The sequence below is a fragment of the Paucibacter sediminis genome (genome assembly GCF_030254645.1).
GTDB classification, from domain to species: Bacteria; Pseudomonadota; Gammaproteobacteria; order Burkholderiales; family Burkholderiaceae_C; genus Paucibacter_B; species Paucibacter_B sediminis.
In genome coordinates this window covers 568,239-584,695 of record NZ_CP116346.1, presented here as the reverse complement: position 1 = coordinate 584,695, position 16,457 = coordinate 568,239, and the positions used below count along the sequence as shown (strand labels likewise).

Below are 16,457 nucleotides of genomic sequence, written 5' to 3'. Positions count from 1 at the left end.
ATGGAACCGCAATCAGTTGACGCTCTGATGAAAAAGCAAGCAAAAAGCCCTTGGCGCAATGCCCTGCTGCAGCAGGAGGATCTGAACTTCCTGCTCACCAACCGGGTGCCGCGCATTGCGCTGACCCGCGCGATGGGCTGGTTCAGCCAGCTCCGCAGCCCGCTGCTGGCGCGGCTGTCGATCCGCGTGTGGCGGCTCTTCACCGAGCTGGATCTCAGCGATGCCAAGCAGCCCCCGGGCGGCTACCGCAGCCTGCACGACTGCTTCATCCGCGAGCTGCAAGCCGGCGCGCGCCCGCTGGATGCCGACCCGCTGTGCCTCACCAGCCCCTGCGACGGCATCGTCGGCGCGCATGGCCGGGTGCAGGCCGGCCGGCTGTTCCAGGCCAAGGGCTATCCCTATCGCATCGAGGAGCTGTTCGGCAGCGCGGCGCGCGCCACGCCCTTCATGGATGGCAGCTATCTGACGCTGCGCCTGACCTCGGCCATGTACCACCGCTTCCATGCGCCGGCGGATCTGCGCATCGAGCATGTGACGCACATCGCCGGCGATACCTGGAACGTGAACCCGATCGCGCTCAAGCGCGTCGAGCGCCTGTTCTGCCGCAACGAGCGTGCCGCCATCCATGCGCGACTGCGCGGCAGCGCGCTGCCCGAGCTTCCCATTGCCATCGTGCCGGTGGCCGCCATCCTGGTGGCCAGCCTGCGCCTGCATTGCCTGGACCTGCTGCTGCACCGCGGCTGGCGCGGCGCGAACGAGCTGCCCTGCAGCGCCAGCGCGGCCAAGGGCGAGGAGCTGGGCTGGTTCCAGCATGGCTCCACCATCATCCTGTTCCTGCCGCCGGGGCTGGCGCTGCTGCCGGGCCTGCGCGAGGGTCAAGTCTTGCGCATGGGCACGGCGATCGCCCGCTACACTGAGGGCTCCCCCCATCAGCGAGCGCGCGACCATGCCGTGGCCTCCTGCGATCCTGGATCTTGAAGCTTCGGGTTTCGGCCGCGGCAGCTACCCGATCGAGCTGGGCTTCGTGGCGCCGGACGGCAGCTGCTTTTGCACCCTGATACGGCCCGACCCCGACTGGCTGCACTGGGACGAGCGCGCCGAGGCCCTGCACGGCATCAGCCGCGAGCTGCTGCTGCAGCATGGCCGGCCGGCGGCCTGGGTGGCGCGCGAGGCCAACGAGCGCCTGGCCGGCCAGACCGTCTACTGCGATGCCTGGGCGCACGACTATCCCTGGCTGGCGCGGCTCTTCGATGTGGTGGACCTGGTGCCCAGCTTCCGCCTCGCCGATCTGCGCAGCCTGCTTTCCGAGGCCGAGACGGCCTGCTGGCAGCGCGTGCTGGACGAGGTGCGCGCCGAGCTGCAGATCAGCCGCCACCGTGCCAGCAGCGACGCGCGCGTGCTGCAGCTGGCACTCTTGCGCGTCAGGCAGGTGGCGGCGCACTGAGGACTTCGCCGCGCGCGCGTCCGCGCCCCTCGCGCTTGGCCTGGTAGAGCGCCGCATCGGCGCGCGCCACCAGGCCGTCCATCTCGGCCTGCACCGCCGGCACCACGCAAAAGCCCACGCTGGCGCCGATCTGCAGCTGCAGATGGCCCAGCGTGAAGAGCTGGCCGATCGCATGCACGAGCTTGTCGGCGATCAGCTGGGCGTCGCCGGTATGGGCCAGGTGCGGCAGGAACACCGCGAACTCGTCGCCGCCCAGGCGCGCCACGATGTCCTCGCCGCGCAGGGCATGGCGCAGGCGCCCGGCCACCGCCTTCAGCAGCGCATCGCCGATCGGGTGGCCATGGCTGTCGTTGACGGGCTTGAAGCGGTCCAGGTCCAGGTAGAGCAGGGCCACCCAGTCGTCCTGCTCATGCGCCTGGGCGAGGCGCTCCTGCACCTGGGCGGCAAAGCCGCTGCGGTTGAGCAGCTGGGTCAGCGGGTCGGTGCGCGAGGCATCGCGCAGGCGCTGCTCCTCGCGCTTGATCTCGCTGATGTCGTGCGAGATGCCGATCACGCCCTCGATCTCGCCATCCGCGTTGCGCAGCGGCGCGTACTGGATCTGCAGGTACTGCGCCTCGCCCGGCTCGCCATGGCTGCGCTCGAACTGGCCGCGCTGGCCCTGCAGGGCGGCGCGGATATAGGGCAGGGTGTGCTGGAAGGCGGCCGCGCCGATCACCTCGGCCACCGGCCGGCCCAGGCAATCGGCCAGCCGCACGCCATGGGTGCTGGCGAAGGCGTCGTTGAAGAAGCGCACCTTGTAGTCGGGGTCGATGACCGAAATCAGCGCCTGCGAGTTCTGCGCCACCGCCTGCAGGATCGCCTCGCTGCGGCTGCGCTCGCGCTGCGTCTGCAGCTCGGCGCTGATATTGCGCAGAATCATCGAGATGGTCTCGGCCTCGCCGGCGCTGTTGCGGTGCATCAGCACGGTGGTCTCCACCGGCACCACCTGGCCGGCGCCGTCCAGCAGTTCGCCGCGGCCGAACCAGTAGCCCTCGCCCTGCAGCGCCGGCAGCACCTCTTGCTCGTAGCGGGCACGGCTTTGCGGCGGCAGGTACTGGGCGATGTGCAGGCCCTGCAGCGGCGCCTCGGGCGCCAGCCCCAGCAGGCGGCGCACGGCGGGGTTCAGGTAGATCAGCCGCCCCTCGGCATCGCTTTGCAGCACGTAGTTGGGCGTCAGGTCGAAGATCGCGGTGAGCGTCTGGGCGGCCTGCTGCTGCTGCGCCGCGCGGGTGATGTCGGTGAAGGTGCCGACCTGCCCGACCACGCGCTTGCCCACGCGCAGCGGCGCGGTGCGGATCGAGACCAGATGCTGCTGGCCCTCGCGCAGCGGCAGCGAGCGGATCAGCTCCTGCGGCTCGCCGCGCTCGATGCCGCCGCGCCAGCGCTGCAGCGCGGCGGCGCGCTCGGCTTCCGGCACCAGCTTCAGCCAGCCGAAATCCTGCTCGCTTTCGGACACGCCGATCAGCTCGCGATAGGTCTGGTTGGCATACACCACCCGGCCCTGCATATCGCAGCGGAACAGGCCCAGCGGCAGGGCGTCGCTGGTGGCGCGCAGCTCGGCGTCGTAGAGATTGCTGCGCGCCCGCGCGCGCTGCAGCAGCACCGTCAGCAGGGTGGCGCCCAGGCTCACCGCCAGCGCCACCGTCAGCAGGGCCAGGCGTTGCGCGTGGAACTCGGCGAGGCTGGCGTCCACCGACTGCGAGAGCACCAGCCGCAGCGCATAGTTCTCGAAGGCGCGGAACGAGAACAGGCGTTCGTGGCCGTCCCAGCCCAGCTGGCGGAAGCTGCCCTTGCGCTCGGCCAGGCGCGCGCGCAGCGCCGGGCGCTCGTCCAGCACATTGCTGCCGGGCTGGGCGCGCTCGTCGTCGAGGCGCGGCAGGCGCAGCATCAGCAGGCCGTCGTCGCGCAGCAGGCCGACGGCAGTGTCGCGCGGGTTCAGGTCGGGGTGGCCGAGGTCGGGGCGCTGCTGCTCGGCCAGCAGCTCCAGATCGATCATTGCGAGCAGATGGCTGAATGCGCCGATCGGCGCGCTCAGCCGCAGCGCCATCGGCATCAGCTCGCGGCCATTCGGCTTCAGCCGCACCGGGCTGCCGATCAGCAGGCTGCCACCCGGCGGCTGCGCCGCCAGCTCGCGCATCAGCGCATGGTGGGCCAGGTCGGCCGAGGCATGGCTGCTGGTGGTGGGAATGCGGAACACGCGGCCATCGCGCGTCACCAGCATCAGCTCCATCAGCCCGGCCGAGCTTTCCTTCAGGCCATCGGCCATCAGGGCCACGGTGGCGTCGTTGGCCGGGCTGTCCTTGGCGCGGGTCAGCAGCAGCAGATCGATGGAGCGCAGCGCGCTTTCGGCCTGGCGCAGCGAGCTTTCCATGTTCTGGCTGGTCACCAGCACTGCGTCGTGCATGGTCTGCTCCCAGGCCTCGAGCTGCTGGCGCGGGTAGACCAGCGCAAACCAGCCCCAGGCGGCCCAGACGATGCCCAGTGCCAGCAGCAGGGCCACGTAGGGGCTGACCGTCGCAATGCGCGCGAGCAGGCGTTGTTCGGGCTCGGGCGGCGGCTTCAATTCCTCGCTCATGAGACTCCCGGGATTTGCGCTTCATTGTGCCCAGCGCCGCCGGGGCCGCAAGTGCGGTGGCATGATGGTAAAGACATCATCGCCAAGGAGGATTCCATGTTCAAACGCATCCTGCTCCCCACCGACGGTTCCGAGCATGCGGCGCGCGCCGCCGCGGTGGCCTGCGACCTGGCCAAGCGCTATGGCGCGGCGCTGGAGATCGTCAGCGTGATCGATCCGGTGCCCTTCGTGAGCTTTCCCGAGGGCGGCGGCGAGGCGTTGGCCTATTACCTGGATGCGGCCGAGGAAGGTGCCAAGCAGGGCATCGCCGCGGCCGAGGCGGCAGCCAAGGCGGCCGGCGTGGCCTGGGCCTCGCATGTGCTGCGCGAGCATGGGCCGGCGCAAAGCATCGTCGAGCATGCCAAGGCCTACGGCGCCGACCTGATCGTGATGGGTTCGCACGGCCGGCGCGGCCTTGATGCGGTGCTGCTGGGCAGCGTGGCGCACAAGGTGCTGACCCTGGCCAAGGTGCCGGTGTTCGTGGTGAAGTGAGCGCGGCGCATGAAAGAAAAGGCCGGCAGCTTGCGCCGCCGGCCCTTGGCCTGATCGCGAATCGGGACGTGCTTGTTTAGAAGCGGATGTCGGCGCCGACGGTCAGCACATTGGTGCTGCTCTCGGGCTTCTGGAACTCGGCGCGCAGGCCGAATTCCTTGCTGACGGCGTAGCGCAAGCCGATGCCGAACAGCGCCTTGGTGGTGCTGTCCTTGGCCGAGTTGCCGCCGGCCGTGGCCTTGGCCTCGATGCGGTTCACGCCCAGGCGGCCGTACACGCCGAATTCCTTGGACAGAGGCAGCGTCGCCAGCAGCGAAGCCTGCAGGGCGTCGGCCTTCACGTCGACCTTGGTGTTGGCCACGGTCACGCTGTCGCTGCCGAGCCGGCGATAGCCCAGCTCCAGGCCCAGGTTCTCGTTCAGCTGGTAGCCGCCGAAGATCGACGCGCCGGTGCCGCTCCACTTCATGTCGTCGTCGGAGATGCGGGTGCGGCCCACATCGGCGCCGATGTAGAAGTCGCCGGCGAAGGCGGGAGCCGCGCAGGCGGCGGCGATGGCGAGTGCCATGAGTTTCTTCATAGGGGATCCCTCTGTATGGTGTTGTAGGCGCCCGGACTGGTGCCGAGCGCGGCCGCGAGCATAGCGGCCGCGGCCGCTCATGCTGCAAGCCATGTAGGCAGCCTCGCCACACCCTTTGGAGGGGTACAGGTGTTCAGGCGGAAGCGGGTAGCACCGGCCAGCGCGCCGCGATCTGCTCGCCGTCGAACACCAGCAGATCGCCGAACTGCAGCAGCAGGGCCTCGCTCTGGCGCGGGCGCAGGAACACCAGATCGTCGGGCCGCAGGTCCACGCGCGCCGAGCTCACCATCACCTGCTGGTTGGACGAGCTGCCATACAGGCCGCTCGCGGCCAGGCCGGCCGGCGAGGCCGGCTCGGCCAGCCAATGGCCGCCGTGGATGGCATAGCCGCGCGCCTGGTTGCGGTCCCAGCCCTGGGCCAGGCGGCTCAGCCAGGTGGCGCCCTCGGGCAGGCGGAAGGTCTCGAAGCGCTTCAGCACCGGGGTGGCGATGAAGGCGGCGGCCCGCAGATCGGCCAGCAGCGGCTTCTCGAAGTCCAGCGGCAGCAGCGCGGCCGAGCCCACCGAGACCTCGTTGGGCACGCTTTTCCCCTCATGCAGGCGGAAGGTGGGCGAGCCGGCGGTGTTGAGGGTGAGGGCCTCACGCGGCTGTGGGCCCAGGGCCTCGCCCGCGATCTGCCAGGCCTGCTGGTAGCGTGCCTGCGCCGTGGCCCAGGCCGTTTCGCGCATGCCCAGGGCATCCGGCAGGGCGGCCACATGGGCGTCGTAGCCCATCAGGCCGCTCCAGCGCAGGGATGGGTCGCTCTTGAGGCTGGCCAGGGCCTGGCCCAGCTGGGCCTGATCCTCGAAGCCGCCGCGGTGCAGGCCCACGTCGATCTCGAAGTTCACGCGCAAGACCTGGCCCCGCTGGCGCGCCACCTCGCGGTATTGCGCCAGGCGCTCGGGCGTGTCGATCAGCCATTCGATGCCGGCGCCGATCTCGGCCGGCAGGGCCTGCAGCAGCTGCGCCGCCGCGGCCGCCGGCAGCGGTTTGCCCAGCAGCACGTTGGCCTGCGGGCGCGCCTGCAGCAGCTGCAGGGTCTGGGCGGCGTTGAAGGCCATCACGCGCTGGCTCTGCCAGGCCTTGGCCACCTCGTCCATCAGCGCCAGGCAGGGCAGGGACTTGAGCACCGCGCGCAGCGCCATGCCGGTCTTGGCACGGTGGCTGCCGATGGCTGAAAGGTTGGCGCGCAGGCGCGGCAGGTCGATCACCAGGCTGGCCTGGGCCACGCCGGCCGCCCTCAGCGCGGCCGAGAGCTTCTGGAAATAGGCATCGTGCGGCCCGCCCTGCTCGGCCGGGCGTGCCAGCCAGCCAGCCAGGGGCAGGGCGGCGGCGGCGCCGAGCAGCAGCCTGCGCTTATTTGCTGCCATGCTTGACTCCAAAGAGTTGCGCGAGGTGGGCGTTGAGCATGCGGCCCTGCGGATCGATGGCCTGACGCAGGCGCTGGAAATCGGCGAAGCGCGGGTACAGCGCCGCCACCTGCCTGGCGTCCAGATCGTGCAGCTTGCCCCAGTGCGGCCGGCCGCCATGGCGGCGGAACACCGGACCCAGCTCCTTGATGAGGTACTCATGCGCCTCGCCGGCGGCGGCATGGGCGGCCACCGAGCAGCTGTCGCGCTCGAAGAAGGGGCTCAGCCAGGCGGAGTCGGCGCGGATGAAGCGGAATTCGATCGGGAAGAACACCTCGTTGCGCTGCTCCAGCGTGCGCAGCACGTCCTTCAGGCAGGCGATGCCGGCCTCGCGCGGCAGGTGGTATTCGCTCTCGTTGAAGCGCGTCGGGCGCACCGTGCTGAGCAGGCGGTGCGACCAGTCCTGCGCATGCTCCACCTGGGCCGGGTCGATCAGCTTGGCGGCGGCCCAGCGCCGCATCTCGGGCCAGCGGCCCAGCCAGTCGCGCAGGCGCCGCAGGTCGCGCAGCACGTCCTCGTCGGCACTGTGCGGGCGCTCGGGTGTGCTGCCGGCCACCTCGTCGTGCAGGATGCCGGCGCTGTAGCCGGTGAAGGGCAGCACATAGAGCTCGAAGTGGCGATGCTGGCGCGCCAGCTCGGGCGCCTTCTCCAGCAAGGCCTCGGTGCGCTCCAGCCAGACCTTGCGGCGCAGCATGTAGCGCGGCCGCACCCGCAAGGTGTATTCGGTGATCACGCCCAGCGCCCCCAGCGAGACGCGCGCGGCGTCGAACAGCTCGGCGTTCTGGGTGGCGCTGCATTCGCGCAGCTCGCCCTGGGGCGTGACGAGGCGCAGCGCCTGCACCTCGGCATGCAGGGCCGGCAGGGTGAGTCCGGTGCCATGGGTACCGGTGGCGAGCGCGCCGGCCAGGGTCTGCACATCGATGTCGGGCTGGTTGTGCAGGGCCAGGCCATGGGCGTCCAGTTCGCGCGCCAGCTGGGCCAGCCGGGTGCCGGCGCGCACCTTCACGGTGGCGGCCGCCTTGTCGACGGCGACGATGCCGCTGAGCTTGTCCAGCGAGACCAGATTGGCATCGGTGGGCACCAGGGCGGTGAAGGAATGGCCGGCGCCGACGCAGCGCAGCTTGCCCTGGCTGCCGGGCAGCAGGGCCTGCAATTGCGCCTCGCTCTCGGGTATCAGCCAGGCCTTGGGTTCGCAGCGCTGCAGGCCGGACCAGTTCTGCCAGGGGCGCACGGCGGCGGGGGCCGGCGCGGGGCCAGGTCTTGCCTGGGCGGCCATTAGCAGGCCCGCACCCAGGCCGGCACCCAGGGCGGCGCCTTGTTTCAGTACCTTGCGGCGGGCCTGGTTTTTTTTGCTGTTCATAGCGGGGCGCTCATGAAGCGGGTCAGTTGTTCGAGTTCGGCATCGCTGCAGTCCGGGCACAAGCCCATCGGTGGCATGCTGGCCAGGCCGTTCTTGACGCTGGCGACGAGCGCCGGCATGCCGCGCCTGAGGCGCGGCGCCCAGGCGGCTTGGTGGCCGGTGAGTGGCGCCGTGCTCTCGGCGCGGCTGTGGCAGTTGAAGCAGGCGCGCTCGTAGAGCCCGGCCAGGCGCGCATCGGCGGGGCGGTGGTGCTCCAGCTGCGCCGCCGTGGGCGGCGGCGCCTCGGCACCGCAGGCGGCCAACAGCAGAGGGAGGATCAGCAGGCAGGTTCGCATGGGATCAGTAGGCCAGGCGCAGTTCCACAGACAAGGTGCGCGGCTTGGCCAGCGTGGCGTAGGCGGAGCCCAGCGGTGCGGACTCGTACCAGAGGCGGTTGATGTACTGCTTGTCGAGCAGGTTGGTGCCCAGCAGGCTCAAGCCCCAGCGCTGGTCGGCGGCATCCCAGCCGACGCGGCCGTCCAGGCGCTGGCGCGCGCCGCCGACGCGGAAGCTGGGCGTCTGCAGGCACAGGCCCTGGATCACCGATTCCTCGTTGCAGCGCGTGGCGCCCACATGGCTGGCCTGCAGGCTGGCGTGGGCCTGGCCGCTGAAGGCGTTCCACAGCAGTTCGGCGCCCAGCGTGGCCTGCAGCCGCGGCGCGCCCGCGGGCTGGCCGGCCAGGTCGTGGCCGGCGCTGCTGCTGCCGCGCCGGTAGGTCTGGTCCAGCCATTCGAGGTTGCCGTAGAGCTTGAGCGCGCGCGTCGCCTGCCAGCGCAGGTCGAGGTCCAGGCCATGGGCCTGCTGGTCGCTGATGCTGACCTGGTAGGCCGGGATGCCGCCGCCGGCGTCGGGCACCAGCTGCAGGGTCTGCAGATTGTTGTAGCGGTACTTGAACAGCGAGGCGCTGTAGCTCAGCCCGGCCGCCGGCCAGTTGCCCTTGGCGCCCAGCTCCAGGCTGGTGACCTTCTCGGGCGCATAGAGCGAGTTGACCTGCAAGGTGTTGAAGCCGCCGGCCTGGTAGCCGCGCGTGAGCGAGCCGTAGAGCAGCAGGTCGCGGTCGACGCGGTGGTCCAGCACCAGGCGCGGGCTGGCGTCGGTCCAGGCCTTCTTGCGCGTCAGTGCCGCGGCGCTGGCGCCGCTGGTGGCCACCAGCGCGTTGTTGCGCAGCGCGAACTGCATCAGGTCGGCCTGCTCCTGGCTGAGGGCGCCGGCGGCCACCATGGCCGGGAACAGCTGGGTGGCATCGAGCAGGGCGAGCTGTTCGTCGAGGGCGGCGGCGCTGCGCAAGGGGTTGAACCAGCTGAAGCGCTTGTCGTCGCGCGTCAGGCGCGCACCGGTGGTGAGGCGGGTCTGCGGGCTCAGCTGCCAGATCACGTCGCCATAGAGGGCGATGGCCTTGAAGCGGCCCTCGTTGGTCATGGCCTCGCCCCAGGGCTTGCCCAGCACATCGACGCCGGGGATGCCGGCGGCCTCGGCCAGGGCATTGACGGTCTGGAACAGCGGCAGGCCGGCGACGTTGCCGAACAGCGTATCGAGAGAGCTGGTGCTGGCGTCGACGAAGGCGGTCTGGCGCGCGCGCTCGCTGTACAGGCTCAGGCCGGCCAGCCAGTCGGCCATGCCGCGCTTGCCGCTGAGGCGGAACTCCTGCTGCCAGCTGCTGTTGGCCTCCTCGTTGGTGGTGCTGAGGTAGAGCAGGGGGTTGGCCGTGCCGTCGTTGTCCTGCCGGTTGCGCGACGTGAAGTGGCGGTAGGCGGTGGTGGAGCTGAACTCGGCCCAGGGCAGCGAATGCTCGATGCGCAGGGTGGCGCCGTTGAAGTCGCGCGCCTCGCGGTCGCCGGCCACGTCGTTGCGCAGCGCCGCCCGTCGCGGGTCGATGAAGCCGGCCGGGTCGGCCGGGAAGGCGGGCACCGTGCCGGCCTGGCTTTGCACGACGCCAAAGGCCGGGCGGGCGCGCTGGTCCAGCTTCTCGTGCTCCAGGCTCAGCTGGGCCTTGGTGTCCTCGCTGGCGCGCCAGAGCAGGGCGGCGCGCAGGCCCCAGGCGTTCTCGCCGCCAGCGCGCTCGCCCGTGCCGGCATCGCGCCAGGCGCCATCGCCGCGCTGCGACACCAGGTTCACGCGCAGGGCCAGGTCTTGCCCGAGCGCGGTATTGCCCAGCAGCTCGGCGTGGCGCAGGCCATGCTCGCCCAGGCGCAGCGCCGCCTTGGCGCGGGTGGCGAATTCGGGATCGTTGGTGACGATGGAGATCGCGCCGCCGGCGCTGTTGCGGCCGAACAGCGTGCCCTGCGGGCCCTTCAGCACCTCGATGCGCTTCACATCGTTGAAGTTCAAGAGCGCGCCGCCGGTCTTGCCGGTGTAGACCCCGTCCACATAGATGCCCACCGGCGAGTCGGTGCCGATGCCGAAGTCCTCGGTGCCGATGCCGCGCAGCGAGATGCGCGGCTGGGTGGCTTGCGTGGCGTCGATGGCAAGACCCGGCACATGGCTGGCCACGTCGCCGAGATTGGCCGCGCCCAGCTTCTTGAGCTGGTCGCCGCCCATCACCTGGATGGCGATGGGCACGCTCTGCAACTGCTGCACGCGCCCCTGGCCCGACACCACCACCTGCTCCAGCTGGGCGGGTGCGGCGTCGCCGGCCTGCTGGGCGCGGACCTGGGTCAGGCTCAGCAGGCCGAGTACGGCCAGGGCGATGTGACTGGGGCGATGGATTCCGGCTGTGCGCATCGAAGGTCTCCTGTTGTCATTTAATATAGCGATGACTATATTCATTCGACGCGACCCGCAGATGCGGGGAATCCCTGTCATAGGAGGAGGCTAGACTCCCGCCATGTCCACCGCCGACACCCTGTCCAAGCGGCGTGCCAAGCCGGCCCAAGAAGCCAGCGTTGGCGCTGCCCTGCCCGATCTCGAGCTCAAGAAGGCGCCCTCGCAGCAGCGTGCCGTCGAGACCTATGAGCGCATCCTGGCCGCCTGTGCGGAGCTGCTGGGCGAGGTGGGCATCGAGCGGCTTTCCACCAATCTGGTGTGCCAGCGCGCCGGCATCTCGCCGCCGGCGCTGTATCAGTATTTCCCCAACAAGTACGCCATCCTCCACGAGCTGGGCATGCGCCTGATGACGGTGCAGAACGAGCTGCTCACGCCCTGGGCGGTGCCGGCGACCTTCATGCTGCCGGAGCCGGCCTTTGCCGGCAGCGTGGCCGAGCTGTTCCTGCAGACCATGGAGCTCACCGCCCATATGCCGGCCGGCGTGTGGGTGACGCGCGCGCTGCGCGCCGTGCCCTCGCTCCAGCATGTACGCAACCGCTCGCACGACTTCGTCACCGACATGCTGCTCTTGCCCTTCATGGACGCGCACCCGCGCGCCAACCGGGCCCAGGCGCGCCTGACGATTCGCCTGGCCATCGACGCGCTCTACGCGGCGCAGGAGCTGTTGTTCGACGACCCCAGCCTGGACCCGCAGGCGGTGGCCGCCACCATGGCGGAGATGGTGGCGGGGCAGATGATGAGGCTGCGGCGCGGCTGAGCGCGCGCGGCGGCTGTTGTCGAAAGCGGCAGGCCTGGATCGTCGTCTTGAGACCATAGCCCGAAAGGATCTCCCATGGACAAGATCTCCCCCTGCCTCTGGTTCAACGGCGAGGCCGAAGCCGCGATGAACTTCTATCTCTCGGTGTTCAAGCGCAGCCGCTGCACCAACATCCTGCGCTGGGGCGAGGGCGGGCACGGCGTGCCGGGCTCGGTGCTGCTGGCCACCTTCGAGCTGGAGGGCCAGACCTTCAGCGCGCTGAACGGCGGGCCGCAATACCAGTTCACGCCCGCCATCTCGCTGTTCGTCAACTGCGACGACCAGGCCGAGGTGGACGAGGTCTGGGGCAAGCTGGTGGCGGCCGGTGGCCAGCCGGTGCAATGCGGCTGGATCACCGACCACTTCGGCGTCTCCTGGCAGATCGTGCCCCGGCAGGCCATGGCCCTGATGGACGACCCCGACCCGGCCAGGGCGGCACGCGTGTTCCAGGCCATGATGCCCATGATCAAGCTGGATCTGGCAGACTTGCAGCGCGCCTACGACGGCGGCTGAGGCCGCGCCATGAGATCATGGGCGCACAGCCCATGGAGGTCCCATTCATCATGCAGACCCTGGACGAAATGCTCGCGCTGAGCCTGCTCACGCCCGACCAGCATGCCGAGATCCACGCCTGGACCCGCCACGCCCGCTCGCCCGAACGCATCATGCAGATGCCGGCGCATCTGTGGCGGGCGCTGGAGCTGGCGGCGGTGCTGATGGATTTCGATGTGAGCCTGGCCAGCCACCAGTGAGGTGAGGAAGGCCCGGCGCCCCTCAGCCCGCCGCGTGGCCCTGCTCGGCCTGCAGCTGCCTCAGGCAGGCGATGCACAGGCAGCGGCTGTACTGCTGCGCCAGCTGCTGGCGCAGCGCCTCGCCGAGCTTGAGCTCGAAGCAGTCGCAGTGCGCCTCCTGCGCACCGCAGTGAAAGGGCTGGCCGCAGCGCGGGCAGCGATCGTCCAGCGCGGGGGGCGGTGTCGCTGCGCTCACGCGAACAGCCCCTTGTGCTGCTCGCGCAGCAGGTTCTTCTGCACCTTGCCCATGGTGTTGCGCGGCAGTTCGTTCACCAGATAGAGTTGCTTGGGCACCTTGAAGTTGGCGATCATGCGCTTAAGCTCGCCGATCAGCGCCGCCGGCTCCAGCTGCGCGCCGGGCTTGGGCACGACGACGGCGATCACGCCCTCGCCGAAGTCGGGATGCGGCACGCCCACCACGGCGGATTCGGCCACGCCGGGCATGTCATTCAGATAGCCCTCGATCTCGGCCGGGTAGACGTTGTAGCCGCCGCTGATGATGAGGTCCTTGCTGCGGCCGACGATGTGCAGATAGCCGCGCGAGTCCTGCTTGCCCACGTCGCCGGTCTTGAACCAGCCGTCGGCGGTGAACTCCTCCTTGGTCTTCTCCGGCATGCGCCAGTAACCTGCGAACACGTTCGGGCCCTTCACCTCGATATTGCCGATCTCGTCCACCGCGCAGAGTTCACCCGCGTCGCTGTGCACGCGCACGCCCACGCCCGGCAGCGCCTGGCCCACGGTGCCGCCGACGCGTTCGCCCTCGTCGGGGAAATAGGGATTGGACGTCAGCATGATGGTCTCGCTCATGCCGTAGCGCTCCAGGATGGTGTGGCCCGTGCGGGTCTGCCAGTCGCGGAAGGTCTCCAGCAGCAGCGGCGCCGAGCCGCTGATGAAGAGCCGCATGTGCCGGCAGGCCTCTCGATCGAGTGCCGCTTCGGCCAGCATGCGCACATAGAGCGTGGGCACGCCCATGAAGACGGTGGCCTCGGCAAAGCGCGCGATCACCGCCTTGGGCTCGAACTTGCCGTTGAACCACAGCATCTTGCTGCCGTTCAGCAGTGCGCCATGCGAGGCCACGAACAGGCCGTGCACATGGAAGATCGGCAGGGCATGGATCAGCACGTCGTCGGCCTGCCAGCCCCAGTAATCCTTCAGCGTCAGCGCGTTGCTGAGCATATTGCCGTGCGAGAGCATGGCGCCCTTGCTGCGCCCGGTGGTGCCGCTGGTGTAGAGGATGGCGGCCAGCTCGTTGGCGCGCTTGGCCGCGGGCTCGTGCTTGTCGCTCATCTGACTGGCGCGGTCCAGCAGGGTGCCCGTGCGATCCTCGTTGAGCGAGAACACATAGCTGACGCCGGCCTGGAAGGCCAGCTTGCTGACCCAGCCGAACTGCTTGCCGGTGCACACCACCACCGCCGGCTCGGCGTTGGCGATGAAGTACTCGAGCTCGGCGGCCTGGTAGGCGGTGTTGAGCGGCAGATAGACATAACCCGCACGCAGCACGGCCAGGTAGAGCATCAGCGCCTCGACGCTCTTTTCGGTCTGCACCGCGACGCGGCTGCCCGGCGGCAGCTCCAGCGAGCCGAGCAGATTCGCCAGCATGGCGGTGCCGCGCTCGAGATCGCGCCAGCTGTAGCTGAGCCCCTCGCCATCGGCACATTCGATCGCCACCGCGTCGAGATCGGCGGGGAAGGCCGCGCGCAGGGCGGCAAAAAGGTTCGCGTTCTTGGTCTTCATGTCCGCTTCAATCCAGTTTCGCTCCAGAGGACTTCACCACCTCCGCCCAGCGCAGGGTTTCGCTGTGCACGAACTTGCCGAAGGCGTCGCCGTAGAGGGTGGGCAGTTCGGCGCCGAGGCCGGTCCAGGTGGCCTTGATCTCGTCCGCCGCATAGGCCTTCTTCAGCTCGGCCTGCAGGCTGGCCACCACCTCCTTGGGCGTGCCCTTGGGGGCCCACAGGCCGTACCAGGTGGCCACCTGGTAGGTCGGCACGCCGCCCTCGGCCGCGGTGGGCACGTCGGGGAAGCCGGGCGCGCGCTTGGCCGAGGCCACCGCCAGCGCCTTCACGCGGCCGTTCTTGATATGGGCCGCGGAGCTGCCGAGGCCGTCGAACATCAGGTCCACCTGGCCGGCGATCAGGTCCTGCAGGGCCGGGCCGGCGCCGCGGTAGGGGATGTGGGTGATGAAGGTCTTGGTCTGCAGCTTGAACAGCTCGCCGGCCAGATGGTGCGAGGTGCCGTTGCCGGCGCTGGCGTAGTTGAGCTTGGCGGGGTTCTTGCGGATGAATTCCAGCAGGCTCTTGAGGTCGGTGGCGGGCACGTTCTTGGGATTCACCACGATCACCTGGGGCACGCTGGAGACCAGGGCCACCGGCACGAAATCTTCCTCCAGCCGGTATTCCAGCTTGGGGTACATGGCCGGCGCGATCGCATGGTGCACCGCGCCCATGAAGAAGGTGTAGCCATCGGGCGCGGCCTTGGCGGCCAGGGTGGCCCCGACGGTGCCGCCGGCGCCGCCCTTGTTGTCGATGATGAATTGGCGGCCGGTCTGCTTGGTCAGCTGCGCCGTCAGCGGGCGCGCGAAGGCGTCGGTGCCGCCGCCGGCGGGGAAGGGCACGACGATGGTGACCGGCTTGGTGGGCCAGGTCTGCGCCTGCGCCGCCGGGCCGAACGTGCCAAGAACGCCAACAGCGCCCAGCCCCAGCGCCTGCAGCAAGCGTGCAAGGAAAGTGATCCTGATCATCTTGTCTCCTGTCTCGGTCTTGTTGGAATCAGAGCAGCGCCGCGACGGCGCGCGAATACGCGATCTCGCCCTGGGTGAAGGCCTCGTGATGGCCCTCGATCTTGGCCAGGTCGTAGAGATAGTTGACCATCATGCCGCAGGATTGCTGCAGGCCCTTGGGTGCGCGGTTGCCCATCCAGTTGATGCGTTCGAGCCTCGCACCGTTGTCGAGGTGGAAGCGCGCCACCGGGTCGCCGTCGGGCAGGGCGGTGCAGGCCAGCAGGTAGGCGGCGCACAGGCGTTGCAGGGCCGCTTGCGCCTCGCCGTCCAGCGCGGCCAGGGGCTGCAGCTGGCTCAGCCGGGCCCACTCGCCGCCGCAGGCCTGGCGCAGCAGCTCGCGCGCCGCGCGCAGCCGTTCGAGCTGGGGCTTCTTCAGCAGCGGCGCGAAGGCCTCCAGCGCCGGCTCGGTGCGCAGCCAGGCCAGCAGGCCGGGGATGGGCGAGAGCGTGCAGAAGGTCTTGAGCCTGGGGATCTCGCGCTGCAGATGCTCGGCGACGCGCTTGATGAGGAAGTTGCCCAGCGAGACGCCGCGCAGGCCGGGCTCGCAATTGCTGATCGAATAGAACACCGCGACCTTGAACTTGCTGGGCTCCATGGTGGCGCTGGCCTTGTCGATCAGCGGCGCGATGCCGGCAGGCATGTCGGGCAGCAGGGCCACCTCGACGAAGATCAGCGGCTCCTCGGGCAGCTGCGGATGGAAGAAGGCGAACAGGCGGCGGTCGGGCTGCAGGCGGCGGCGCAGATCGTCCCAGCCGTCGATCTCGTGCACGGCCTCGTGGCGGATGATCTGCTCGAGCAGCTGGGCCGGCGAGTTCCAGTCCACCTGGCGCATCTGCAGAAAGCCGGGGTTGAACCAGGAGCTGAACAGATGCAGCAGGTCGGCCTCGACGCAGCGCCACTCGGGGTGGCTGCTCAAGCCCCCGAGCAGGCTGCGGCGCAGGCGCACCAGCAGGCCGGTGGCGCCGGGCGCGCGATTGAGGCGCCGGAACAGCTCCTGGCGCGGCGGCTCGCTCACGCGCGTGAGCTGCAGCAGCGCGCGCGCGTTGGGCGTGGCCGCATAGGCCTGGGCGGCGGCCAGCACGGCCTGCGGGTCGGGGTTGAAGTCCTGCGCCAGGCGCTCGAACAGCTGCGCCAGCGCATCGGGCGGCAGGCGCGCAATCTTGCCGAGCAGCTCGCGCGCCAGCGCCAGGCTGTTGGCCTCGCCGCGTTCGCTCAGCAGTTTGTGGGCCAGGATCAGCACCTGGCGCTGCGCCCTCGGGCTGGCGGGTGGCAATGCGCTCATGAGCGCATTTATAGAGGAAGGTGCGCGGCGGCGGCTA

The 16,457-nt window shown here is 69.8% G+C and carries 16 protein-coding genes; 6 read left to right on the top strand and 10 right to left on the bottom strand.

Translation table 11 applies throughout. The annotated features are described in order from the left end of the window. Window positions 1-27: 27 nt before the first annotated feature. Both asd and PFX98_RS02745 read left to right on the top strand, forming a co-directional pair. Entirely contained in the window at window positions 28-978 is a 951-nt protein-coding gene (asd, locus tag PFX98_RS02750; RefSeq protein WP_285233641.1) for an archaetidylserine decarboxylase, read from the top strand. Beyond that, a complete protein-coding gene (locus PFX98_RS02745) occupies window positions 947-1,444 on the top strand; it encodes a 3'-5' exonuclease (RefSeq protein ID WP_285233640.1) in 498 nt (165 codons plus the stop codon). The genes asd and PFX98_RS02745 overlap by 32 nt, the downstream gene beginning before the upstream one ends. On the opposite strand, the gene PFX98_RS02740 is transcribed toward PFX98_RS02745, so the two are convergent. Then, a complete protein-coding gene (locus tag PFX98_RS02740; RefSeq protein WP_285233639.1) occupies window positions 1,422-4,058 on the bottom strand; it encodes a PAS domain-containing protein in 2,637 nt (878 codons plus the stop codon). The two genes, PFX98_RS02745 and PFX98_RS02740, sit on opposite strands and share 23 nt — an antisense overlap. Before the next feature lie 96 nt (window positions 4,059-4,154). Between PFX98_RS02740 and PFX98_RS02735 the strand changes: the two genes are divergently transcribed. Next, window positions 4,155-4,589, top strand: a complete 435-nt coding sequence (locus PFX98_RS02735; protein WP_285233638.1) for a universal stress protein — start codon at window positions 4,155-4,157, stop codon at window positions 4,587-4,589. A gap of 76 nt (window positions 4,590-4,665) precedes the next feature. Here the strand turns inward: PFX98_RS02735 and PFX98_RS02730 are convergent, their stop codons facing one another. From PFX98_RS02730 to PFX98_RS02710, 5 genes are all read right to left on the bottom strand, one after another. Beyond that, window positions 4,666-5,166, bottom strand: a complete 501-nt coding sequence (locus tag PFX98_RS02730) for an outer membrane beta-barrel protein (RefSeq protein ID WP_285233637.1) — start codon at window positions 5,164-5,166, stop codon at window positions 4,666-4,668. A 133-nt stretch (window positions 5,167-5,299) separates the two neighbouring features. Further along, window positions 5,300-6,574: an alanine racemase gene (locus PFX98_RS02725; protein WP_285233636.1), complete on the bottom strand. Its 1,275-nt coding sequence runs from the start codon at window positions 6,572-6,574 to the stop codon at window positions 5,300-5,302. Further along, window positions 6,561-7,973: a D-arabinono-1,4-lactone oxidase gene (locus tag PFX98_RS02720; protein WP_285233635.1), complete on the bottom strand. Its 1,413-nt coding sequence runs from the start codon at window positions 7,971-7,973 to the stop codon at window positions 6,561-6,563. The genes PFX98_RS02725 and PFX98_RS02720 overlap by 14 nt, the downstream gene beginning before the upstream one ends. Then, a complete protein-coding gene (locus PFX98_RS02715) occupies window positions 7,970-8,308 on the bottom strand; it encodes a c-type cytochrome (RefSeq protein ID WP_285233634.1) in 339 nt (112 codons plus the stop codon). Before PFX98_RS02715 ends, PFX98_RS02720 begins: the two co-directional genes overlap by 4 nt. A gap of 4 nt (window positions 8,309-8,312) precedes the next feature. After that, window positions 8,313-10,733 carry a TonB-dependent receptor gene (locus tag PFX98_RS02710; RefSeq protein WP_285233633.1) on the bottom strand — a complete coding sequence of 807 codons (2,421 nt, stop codon included), beginning with the start codon at window positions 10,731-10,733 and terminating at the stop codon, window positions 8,313-8,315. Window positions 10,734-10,836: 103 nt separating this feature from the next. On the opposite strand from PFX98_RS02710, the gene PFX98_RS02705 reads away from it, so the two are divergent. From PFX98_RS02705 to PFX98_RS02695, 3 genes are all read left to right on the top strand, one after another. Then, window positions 10,837-11,532 carry a TetR/AcrR family transcriptional regulator gene (locus tag PFX98_RS02705; RefSeq protein WP_285233632.1) on the top strand — a complete coding sequence of 232 codons (696 nt, stop codon included), beginning with the start codon at window positions 10,837-10,839 and terminating at the stop codon, window positions 11,530-11,532. A 75-nt stretch (window positions 11,533-11,607) separates the two neighbouring features. Beyond that, window positions 11,608-12,084: a VOC family protein gene (locus PFX98_RS02700; protein ID WP_285233631.1), complete on the top strand. Its 477-nt coding sequence runs from the start codon at window positions 11,608-11,610 to the stop codon at window positions 12,082-12,084. Between the two features lie 32 nt (window positions 12,085-12,116). After that, window positions 12,117-12,323, top strand: coding sequence for a hypothetical protein (locus tag PFX98_RS02695; protein WP_285233630.1), 207 nt, complete (start codon window positions 12,117-12,119; stop codon window positions 12,321-12,323). Window positions 12,324-12,345: 22 nt separating this feature from the next. Here the strand turns inward: PFX98_RS02695 and PFX98_RS02690 are convergent, their stop codons facing one another. The 4 genes from PFX98_RS02690 to PFX98_RS02675 are packed head-to-tail and all read right to left on the bottom strand — an operon-like array spanning window position 12,346 to window position 16,420. Next, entirely contained in the window at window positions 12,346-12,558 is a 213-nt protein-coding gene (locus PFX98_RS02690) for a cysteine-rich CWC family protein (RefSeq protein ID WP_285233629.1), read from the bottom strand. Then, window positions 12,555-14,096, bottom strand: coding sequence for a malonate--CoA ligase (locus PFX98_RS02685; RefSeq protein ID WP_285233628.1), 1,542 nt, complete (start codon window positions 14,094-14,096; stop codon window positions 12,555-12,557). The genes PFX98_RS02690 and PFX98_RS02685 overlap by 4 nt, the downstream gene beginning before the upstream one ends. Window positions 14,097-14,103: 7 nt before the next feature. Beyond that, window positions 14,104-15,099: a Bug family tripartite tricarboxylate transporter substrate binding protein gene (locus PFX98_RS02680; RefSeq protein ID WP_285233627.1), complete on the bottom strand. Its 996-nt coding sequence runs from the start codon at window positions 15,097-15,099 to the stop codon at window positions 14,104-14,106. A gap of 28 nt (window positions 15,100-15,127) precedes the next feature. Further along, entirely contained in the window at window positions 15,128-16,420 is a 1,293-nt protein-coding gene (locus tag PFX98_RS02675; protein WP_285233626.1) for a malonyl-CoA decarboxylase domain-containing protein, read from the bottom strand. Between the last annotated feature and the right edge of the window lie 37 nt (window positions 16,421-16,457).

What these genes read in the sequence shown, in the direction of transcription:
- PFX98_RS02705 (WP_285233632.1), top strand. Translation starts at nt 10,837, where the DNA reads ATGTCCACCGCCGACACCCTGTCCAAGCGGCGTGCCAAGCCGGCCCAA.
- PFX98_RS02715 (WP_285233634.1), bottom strand. Translation starts at nt 8,308, where the DNA reads ATGCGAACCTGCCTGCTGATCCTCCCTCTGCTGTTGGCCGCCTGCGGT.
- PFX98_RS02735 (WP_285233638.1), top strand. Translation starts at nt 4,155, where the DNA reads ATGTTCAAACGCATCCTGCTCCCCACCGACGGTTCCGAGCATGCGGCG.
- PFX98_RS02700 (WP_285233631.1), top strand. Translation starts at nt 11,608, where the DNA reads ATGGACAAGATCTCCCCCTGCCTCTGGTTCAACGGCGAGGCCGAAGCC.
- PFX98_RS02695 (WP_285233630.1), top strand. Translation starts at nt 12,117, where the DNA reads ATGGAGGTCCCATTCATCATGCAGACCCTGGACGAAATGCTCGCGCTG.
- PFX98_RS02710 (WP_285233633.1), bottom strand. Translation starts at nt 10,733, where the DNA reads ATGCGCACAGCCGGAATCCATCGCCCCAGTCACATCGCCCTGGCCGTA.
- PFX98_RS02740 (WP_285233639.1), bottom strand. Translation starts at nt 4,058, where the DNA reads ATGAGCGAGGAATTGAAGCCGCCGCCCGAGCCCGAACAACGCCTGCTC.
- PFX98_RS02730 (WP_285233637.1), bottom strand. Translation starts at nt 5,166, where the DNA reads ATGAAGAAACTCATGGCACTCGCCATCGCCGCCGCCTGCGCGGCTCCC.
- PFX98_RS02725 (WP_285233636.1), bottom strand. Translation starts at nt 6,574, where the DNA reads ATGGCAGCAAATAAGCGCAGGCTGCTGCTCGGCGCCGCCGCCGCCCTG.
- PFX98_RS02675 (WP_285233626.1), bottom strand. Translation starts at nt 16,420, where the DNA reads ATGAGCGCATTGCCACCCGCCAGCCCGAGGGCGCAGCGCCAGGTGCTG.
- PFX98_RS02685 (WP_285233628.1), bottom strand. Translation starts at nt 14,096, where the DNA reads ATGAAGACCAAGAACGCGAACCTTTTTGCCGCCCTGCGCGCGGCCTTC.
- asd (WP_285233641.1), top strand. Translation starts at nt 28, where the DNA reads ATGAAAAAGCAAGCAAAAAGCCCTTGGCGCAATGCCCTGCTGCAGCAG.
- PFX98_RS02745 (WP_285233640.1), top strand. Translation starts at nt 947, where the DNA reads ATGCCGTGGCCTCCTGCGATCCTGGATCTTGAAGCTTCGGGTTTCGGC.
- PFX98_RS02680 (WP_285233627.1), bottom strand. Translation starts at nt 15,099, where the DNA reads ATGATCAGGATCACTTTCCTTGCACGCTTGCTGCAGGCGCTGGGGCTG.
- PFX98_RS02720 (WP_285233635.1), bottom strand. Translation starts at nt 7,973, where the DNA reads ATGAACAGCAAAAAAAACCAGGCCCGCCGCAAGGTACTGAAACAAGGC.